The 6,948-nt window shown below is 39.1% G+C and carries 8 protein-coding genes and 1 pseudogene; 1 reads left to right on the top strand and 8 read right to left on the bottom strand.

The genetic code is table 11. The features are described 5' to 3' along the window. Window positions 1-197 (top strand): DNA-3-methyladenine glycosylase I (locus QZ359_RS09485; protein ID WP_293965946.1); only part of this gene is annotated, 197 nt, incomplete at its 5' end. Between the two features lie 84 nt (window positions 198-281). Here QZ359_RS09485 and QZ359_RS09480 read toward each other — a convergent pair. The 8 genes and pseudogenes from QZ359_RS09480 to QZ359_RS09445 form a co-directional block, all read right to left on the bottom strand. Further along, window positions 282-545 carry a SemiSWEET family transporter gene (locus QZ359_RS09480; RefSeq protein WP_000166114.1) on the bottom strand — a complete coding sequence of 88 codons (264 nt, stop codon included), beginning with the start codon at window positions 543-545 and terminating at the stop codon, window positions 282-284. Between the two features lie 105 nt (window positions 546-650). Beyond that, on the bottom strand, window positions 651-1,685 hold the full coding sequence (locus QZ359_RS09475; RefSeq protein WP_293965945.1) for a S66 peptidase family protein: 1,035 nt from the start codon (window positions 1,683-1,685) through the stop codon (window positions 651-653). A gap of 161 nt (window positions 1,686-1,846) precedes the next feature. Continuing rightward, window positions 1,847-2,194: a hypothetical protein gene (locus QZ359_RS09470; protein WP_000331824.1), complete on the bottom strand. Its 348-nt coding sequence runs from the start codon at window positions 2,192-2,194 to the stop codon at window positions 1,847-1,849. Window positions 2,195-2,209: 15 nt separating this feature from the next. Beyond that, window positions 2,210-2,887: a DUF1129 domain-containing protein gene (locus QZ359_RS09465; protein ID WP_061589632.1), complete on the bottom strand. Its 678-nt coding sequence runs from the start codon at window positions 2,885-2,887 to the stop codon at window positions 2,210-2,212. 11 nt (window positions 2,888-2,898) lie between these two features. Then, entirely contained in the window at window positions 2,899-3,843 is a 945-nt protein-coding gene (locus QZ359_RS09460) for a magnesium transporter CorA family protein (protein ID WP_000815623.1), read from the bottom strand. A 160-nt stretch (window positions 3,844-4,003) separates the two neighbouring features. Then, a complete protein-coding gene (locus tag QZ359_RS09455; protein WP_293965944.1) occupies window positions 4,004-5,170 on the bottom strand; it encodes a site-specific integrase in 1,167 nt (388 codons plus the stop codon). A gap of 161 nt (window positions 5,171-5,331) precedes the next feature. Continuing rightward, a complete protein-coding gene (locus QZ359_RS09450) occupies window positions 5,332-6,156 on the bottom strand; it encodes a KilA-N domain-containing protein (RefSeq protein ID WP_138705661.1) in 825 nt (274 codons plus the stop codon). 443 nt (window positions 6,157-6,599) lie between these two features. After that, window positions 6,600-6,948: pseudogene (locus QZ359_RS09445) on the bottom strand (XRE family transcriptional regulator); the annotation flags it as partial.

The raw sequence follows: 6,948 nt of genomic DNA, 5'->3' as shown, positions 1-6,948 counted from the left end.
AGGGGAAAACGATTGTTAACGATGTTCCCGATTACCGCCAAGCCCCAGCTAAAACACCTTTGTCTGAGAAATTAGCCAAAGATCTCAAAAAACGAGGCTTCAAGTTCACAGGACCAGTCGCTGTCTTGTCTTTTCTACAGGCTGCAGGGCTAGTTGATGACCACGAGAATGATTGTGAATGGAAAAGCAGGAATTAGTGTGTACAGGTAACTAGCATATCTGAGAATATAGAAAAAAGCTGAGAAATTTTTCCCAGCTTTTTATATATACTATTAGATTTGTTAGAGTGAAGTCAAAAAAGTGATTCCACCTAAAATAACACCAGCTGAATTTGGAATGATTAGTATCCAATCCTTCTTAGGTTCCTTTGTCCATCCATAAATAACCCAGATTAAGCAAGATATAGCAGCTGATAAAGGTTGAAATGGTTGAGCTTTATTTCCCTGTAAATTAGCGATAATTTGAGGTATGTAGGCAATAAATACTATAATTCCAATAAAGGCACCAATAGAACCTACGATTCGATTAATTTTTTGTTTTGTCATATACACCTCCTTCAAAAGGATATCATAGAAATTAGCGAAATGCAATAAATTCAGATACAAATTGTAACGAAAACGAATACAAAAGCACAAAAATAGAGAAACTATTTATTTTTTGTTATAGTCAAAGCGAATGATTTGCTCCTTTGCATCTACATAGGCGTGAACTCCGAAGGGGACAATTGCTCTTGGAGTTGCGTGGCCGACATTCAAATTATAGACAATCGGGATATTGCTATCAATGATATCCAATAGTGCCTCTTTATAGTCGTCATAGAAAGTTTCATCCATAGGTTTTCCGACCAAGAGTCCATTGATGACCGCGAATATGCCAGTGTCCTTTAAAGTTCGCAACATCTTTTTGAAGTCTTCCGGCTCAGGCTTTTCTTCACTTGTTTCGAGCAAGAGGATCTTTCCTTCCCAGTCTGACAAGTCAGGGAAAAGTTTGTATTTTTGGCAGAGCTCCGCGCTATCTGTGTATCGAGAGTTGTCAAAGATATCGTAGAGGGATTCGAGGCAACCACCGAGGATTTTTCCCTCGAACTGGGCAGTTCCTTGCAATAATTCAAAACCGGTATTTGCATGACTGACACGAGGTATCCCCAGAGCCTTGGGACTGAAGTCAGTCCTTTCATCATACCAAACGTCACTAGGGCGGATTTCTGAGATTCTTCCCGTCTCAATCAATTCTTTAAAGTAGTGAAGGCTATAGGGCAACATCTCCTTGTCTAATTCACAAATGTCTGCTAAGAAGGATTGACCATAAAAAGTTTTGATTCCTAGTTTATGCAACATGAGATGGTTCATGGTTGTATCCGAGAAGCCAAGAAAAATTTTTTGTTTGATAACCTTTTGTAGTTGGTCATTTTCAAAAAGATAAGGTAGTAAGCGATAGGTATCGTCTCCACCGATGGCGCATAGGATCATGTCGATGCTATCATCAGAAAAGGCATGAATCAAATCCTCTGCACGAGCTTCAGGATGGTCCTTGATAAAGTCTAATCCTTTTAGCGAATGAGGCAAAAAGGTAGGATTGAGTCCCAGGTTCTTGAGACGTTGGACACCCAAGTCCACTTCGTGTTTGACAAAGTCCTCTCCGATAATGCCACTAGATAAACTAACAACACCAATAGTAGAAACCATATTTCTTCCTCCTAGAAATTGATTGAGCCTATTTTATCATAAAAGATGGGAGAAAACTATAGGGAAAAGGGTAGAGGGAAGCTTGTAGGCAAGCAAGTGAAAAAGCAACCGCTGGTACAGTTGCTTTTCGTTTTCTAATCAGTAATCTCGCTAGATATGAGTTACTTGGTCAACTCTTGATTATAGGAGAGAGCCAAATCAATCCAGTAAGGCAATTCTTTTTGGCCTTCTATATCTAAGTCTATATACCCATGATAAAGGCGCCCCCTCATCAATGTAGTATGAGCTCCTGTTCGGGGTAGAACTTGCTTCTCCATTTCCTTGCCAATTCTGACCATAACCAGTTCATCCTTTCTGGAACTGACAGTAAGGACCATTTTACCACGAATCATAAAGGCCAGGCCACCAAACAGCTTCTTTTCTTCTAGCTCTTCTTCGAAAATTTGGGGAGGAAGTTTGAGCGCTAGAATTTTTCGAATCTGCTGAGCTAAAGATTGACTATATGCCATAGCTCTTTCCTTTTCTTAGTAACGTGTTGGTCCTGCACTTGCGCTGCGGATGTTCAAGCGTTTCTTGAGATAAAAGCGAAGGGCTAGGAGGGATGCTCCGATAATAGCTAGTGGTAATGGAGCAAGTACTGGGTTAAGGTTAGCTGGTAGGAAGCTTGTTGCAAAGAAGACAAGCAACCAAAGAAACATAGAAGCTAGGATAACCAGTACAGATTTCCAGAAAGGTGGGCGTTGACTGCGATCCATATCTGGTCCATAGTATTGGTAAACAAAGTAGTACATCAAGTAGAAGGCAAATCCCCCAACCAGTCCAACTAAGAGGAGGGTAATCAATCCATAGCCGAAAGCTTGATCTGCTGAGAAGAAGGTTGTGAGGGCGCTGACGAGGGCAAAGAGGCTAGTGATGAAAAGAGCTGAGTCCATAATCATGAGTTTTGGATCATCATTTTCTTTTGGATGCTCTTTTTCATATTGTTCCTTGACAGTGAAACTATGAGCCCAATGGGTCGGTGCGCCATAGAGGGAACGAGCAGTCGTACCCTTGGCTTGCTCCTCAAGGATTTGGGGAATAACTTCCTCAAAAATAGCCTTGATTTCAGCGTCTGTTTTTCCATCTTTGATGAATTGTTGGGTAGCGATGTGGACAAACTCTTGGTTTTTCTTTGTTAATTTTTGTAGATCAATCTGAGACATAGGAACTCCTCTTAGAACCATTTTTTATGGATGAGATAGAGAGTGAGCGAGACACTCATAGCAAAGGCGATAAAGACGATTAACCAGAAGGCATTAGGCTCGCCGTTTAGGGGGATTTCATTATCCTTAAAGTTCATCCCGTAGGCAGAAAAGACCATGGTTGGGATGGACATGACGATGGTCACAAGGGCCAAGGTTTTCATGATGTTGTTCTGGTTGTTGGAAATGATAGAGGCAAAGGTCTCTGTCATAGAGTGCAAGACGTTTCCATAAATGTCTGCCATCTCGATGGCCTGTTGGGTTTCAATCAGGGTATCTTCAAGCAGGTCTTCGTCCTCAAGGTATTTCTTGATATTGCTGGTTGAGCTGGTCAATTTCTTAATCACACGCTCATTTGTTTTGAGGGAAGCCTTGAAATAGACGATAGTTTTTTCCAATTCCATGAGCTCAATCAATTCTTCATTACGAGTTGATTGATGCAGTTGACTTTCGATTTGTTCACTCTTACGGTCAATCGAACGAAGGGCTGTTAGGTAAAGTTCTGCATTGCGATAGAGAATCTGGAAGATAAAACGTGAGCGCATGAAGGTATAGAAATTACGCAAACGACGGTTGATAAAGACATCAAGGACTGGTAATGGTTCCAAACACGTAGTGATAATGGTTTCCTCAGTGATGATAATACCAAGCGGGATGGTGACGTAGTAGGTGCGGTTATTTCTTTCTTCTGTGACAGGCACGTCAACGATAATCAGGGTGTACTCGTCTTCAATGGTAATACGAGACATTTCTTCCGCATCGAGCGGTGCTCGGAGGTCGGCAATATCGATATCGAAGGCGTTGGCGATTTCGAGTGATTCATTTTGAGTTGGATTGACGAGATTGATCCAAGTACCCGGTTCAAGTGTATCGATCTCTTTAAATTCAGTTGTTGTAGAGAGAAAAACTTGTTTCATATCCCTTATCCTTTCTCATTTTTCAGATTTTTTCACACCGTACTATTATACTACAAAATCGGCCTTTTTCAAAATAAATCTAACAAAAATCCTGTTGCTATTGGATTTTTACTTTGTCTTGAAATGTTGATTTTTAAATTTGCTCCCCTTTTTGCTCCCCCTATAGTGCTTTTAGTGCAGTTTCGTAGAATGATACTGCTTTTTTTGCGTTCTCTTTTGAGAGGTGGCTGTATATATCCATGGTCATTGATAAAGTGGAATGACCTAGGCGGTACTGGAGTTCTTTGTAAGGAATACCAGAGTTAAGCAAGAGACTAGCGTGAGTGTGACGGAATCCGTGAAAGCCAATGTTAGGAATGTCAGCACGCTTAAAATGTGTTTGCAATCTTCTTTTAAGTCTTGAACTGCTAGGATACTCATGAATGAAATCAGAAAATACCACGCTTTCACGTTTCCCTATCTTCCAAGCCTCTTTAGTTTGGCGCAGTTTGTACTGCTTTAGCATGCTAACAGTCGCTTGATCTATATCTATATCCCGATAACTAGCCTTAGATTTTGGGCTATTAATTTCTAAATCACGATTTAGTGTTTTGGTAACATGTACCACGGCATTATCTAAATCTATATCAGACCAGGAAAGAGCTAAAGCTTCATTGATACGGCAACCAGTAGCCAATAGGAACTTATAGAGCGTTGTCTCATAGTAGTAACGATATCTATCGCTATCTAAATTCTCGAGATAACCAAGAAACTTTTTTAGTTCTTGATTTTCAAAGTGCTTTACTTTTTTCCGCTTTGCTTTCTGAGTGTTACGAGGTAAAACCACATCACGCGCAGGATTGGACGGTATAGCCTGCATGGTTACGCCATACTGTAAGATACGTTTGTTTAAAGCGTGTATCTTGTCATAATGTAGAAAAGCCCCTTTTTCCCCTCTATTAGTCTTGTCAGCAAGTTCGTTGATAATTGACTGGATAAGTGGAGTAGTGAGCTTATCGAGCTTGTAAGCCCCAAAAATAGGCAATATATGATTATCAATTAGCTTTCTGACATTGCCTTGAGTGTTTGGCTTAACCGTATTCTTATAACTTTCTAACCAGAGATTGGCTAATTCTTGATAGTTTTTTATGGTGCTAGCCTTTTGTCTAGTAGATCCTGCTTTCTGAAAAGCAATTTTTTCTTGAGTAGCTTTCTGCTTAACTTCCTTTTGTGTCCGCCCCGTTACCTTAGTTTTAACTTTCTTTCCTGTTACCTGGTCAACTCCTAGATATACATTAGTACGGTAAACTTTACTACCGTCTTTTTTTATAACTTCAGTTATTTTCATGATGATAAACCTTTCTAAAATACATCAGCAGGCAAGCTATTATCAAAGAGGTTTTAGATTGTGGTTTAAATCATGCTAGGGCTTCACAGATTGCCCTGTATTCGATTTTAAAGAGTCAGACGGTAAATAATATCAGAGTAGGAAACAAGGCGGATATGGGGCTATTTATCGGCTAGGCGCTTTAGATTGTCCAGAGCTTTTTGATTGTTTTTGTAAAGTACCTCTAACTGTTCTTTGGCGATTCTATTGAGTTCAGTTAGGCGGTTGCTTTGTGATAGCCCTTGTTTTATCATTTCAGCGTTAAGACTTTGTAAATTATTAAGAACTAATAACTGTTCAATAGTGGCATTATCTCGCTGATTACCGTCTTTTTCTGGGAAAGCTTTCTTGTATTCTTTGGCAGTCATACCGAACAAGGCAACATTAACCAAGTCAGCTTCAGAGGAGTAAGCGTATGATATTTGAGACGGCTGTAGTGTTGGGACAATATTTTCTTTAATTGCATCAGTTTGTATTGTGTAATTGAGTTTTGAAATATAGCGGTTCACTTGCCAATCTAACTGATTTCTATAGGCCTCTTCTTGTTTAAGCCGTTGATAGTCTTGAATGATGTAGAGTTTGAACTCTGGGGAAATCCAAGAAGCAAACTCAAAGGCTATGTCTGAGTGGGCATATGTTCCACCATAGCGTCCAGCTTTTGAAGTGATACCGATGGCGTTCATTCTTTCTATCCATTGTTTAGAAGTCATTACAAGCCTACCAGGTTCATTTCTAACCGTATGGAATTCCATACGGTTAAAATTTGGGTTATTAATACTTTCCCAAGTTGCTAAAAAGTCTATAGTAGCATAACTACTAAGCCAGTTTGAAATAACTATTCTAGGATCTTCGCTATTTTTATATTTAGCTATATCTGTCAAGCTAACATAATCAGTATTATTGGCTAGTAAAGTGATTTCTTTACCGTTTGCGTTGATTTTAACCATGGTAGTCCTTTCTAAAACATTGTAAGTGGTTGACATTTGTTGACATCAAAAAAATTAGTAGATATGGGGCTTATATAGGCTTGAAGTTTGAGCGAACCACGAGAATCCACGCGCTTCAGGATTGTTGAACATTGTGGCGCGTGGGTATGCTATAGGTCGTATTTTAAATGCAAGAGTGGTATAATGATGTTGTAATCATCTTATAGGGTGCGTCCTCTATAGTGTATAGAGAGTTAACATCAGCACCATCTGGTTCAATTAGGTTGATTATATTAGTCTTGATTAAAGGTAAGGGTATTGACTTACCTTTTTTTGTTGCTATTTTGCAATTTTGCCGTTTTTTGCGCTTTAGTCTGTAAAATTGGCTTTCTATTCTTTAATTTCCACCGTTTTTGCACAATAGACCATGGGATGGGGTTGCTATAGGCGAATATGGGGGATTTTTATCTTCCTCTCATAGCTAATAATTCAATAGTTTTACCTATATTTTCTTGTTCAGTTTCTGTTAGTATGCTCCATAAAGCTATAAATTTTTGTAATCTAGCAGGGAGAAATAGAAACGAGCTATAAAAGTCTTCACGGTGCTTTACAACTATTTCGGGAGGTACGGCAGTATTTTTATAGCTTTCATAAAATTGTTTATCAATATACTCATAAAAATCTTTTGTTCTTTCTCCGATTAGCTCTTTTATCTCTTGAGTGAGGAATGTTTCAACATCAGGATAGTTTGAAAAAATTGTTTTATCCAATGCTTTTTCTAATTCTCTATACCTGTCTCTTATACACATCTCC

It is taken from the genome of Streptococcus sp. (genome assembly GCF_019414905.1).
Classification (GTDB): domain Bacteria; phylum Bacillota; class Bacilli; order Lactobacillales; family Streptococcaceae; genus Streptococcus.
Note: the sequence above shows the minus strand (reverse complement) of the source record. Positions and strands in the feature narration are given on the sequence as shown.